1 protein-coding gene and 1 pseudogene are annotated in these 984 nt (G+C 72.3%); one reads left to right on the top strand and one right to left on the bottom strand.

Annotation, left to right across the window (positions count from 1 at the left end):
* Positions 1–660, bottom strand: a 660-nt coding sequence (locus AC08ON_RS03450) for a TerD family protein (RefSeq protein ID WP_476616434.1), incomplete at its 3' end; no start/stop codon positions are given.
* Positions 661–773: 113 nt separating this feature from the next.
* Here AC08ON_RS03450 and AC08ON_RS03445 point away from each other — a divergent pair.
* Positions 774–984, top strand: a pseudogene (locus AC08ON_RS03445) (suppressor of fused domain protein); the annotation flags it as partial.

Here is a 984-nt window from a genome sequence, read left to right as displayed (position 1 = left end):
ACCCGGCTGCGACCCCCACTGCGGGCCCCCCGCCGGGGTCGGCGCGGGCGGCGGTCCCCACTGCCTGCCGCCCGGGGGCGTGCCGTACGGTGCCGGGGCGGCCTGCGGGTGGGGCGGGGCCACGGGTAGCTGCACGACCTGCGTCGCGGCCTCGGAGGTGCCGGGGTCGTCGACGGTGATGCCGAAGTCAGTCGCGATGCCGGCCAGCCCCGAGGCGTAGCCTTGGCCCACCGCCCGCACCTTCCAGGCCCCGGCGCGCCGGTAGAGCTCGACGAGAATCAGCGCCGTCTCGCTGCTCAGCCCGGACGGATCGAAGCGGACGAGCTCGGCGCCGCCACGCGCGTCCCGCACCACGATGCTCAGGCCGCGCAGGGCGGCGAAGGTCGCCGGCCCGCTGCCGTCGAGACTCCCGGTGACGACCACCTTGTCCATCTCCGGCGGGACCGCGGCCAACGTGCACTCCAGCGCGGACGGCGGTACGAGACGCACCCCGGGACCCGTCGGCTGGTTGAAAAAGACGAAGTCGTCGTCGGTGCGCACCTTGCCGTGGATGGTCACCAGGATCGCCGCGATGTCCAGCGGACTCGACGAGGCGATCTCGACCCGGACGTCGGTAGTGGGCAACGCGGCGTTGCCGCCCTTGGTCAGCACCTGTGCCATGAACCCCTCCAACGTCGCACCACGATAACTCCCGCACCGGCCACGACGGTTCCCGGGATAACTGCCGACCATACGATCGCAGGTATGGAACAACGTGGCGGGGCATCGGCCTGGTGAGCGGCAGCGCGATCCTGCGATCGGTCGAGGAGCATGCTGCGGCGCTCTTCGGACCGGACACCGGTCGAGCCGCGGTCACGTTCCTCGGCACCGACCAGATCGAGGTGCTGCGGTTCGGGCCGGACCAGGCGGGCGTCATCCGCTATCTCACCCTGGGTATGTCCCGGGAGCCGATGACGGCGGCGGCGACGACCGTGCGCGACCCCG

Source organism: Frankia sp. CoWAU3 (genome assembly GCF_977971855.1).
This window is presented reverse-complemented; position numbering and strand designations above follow the sequence as displayed.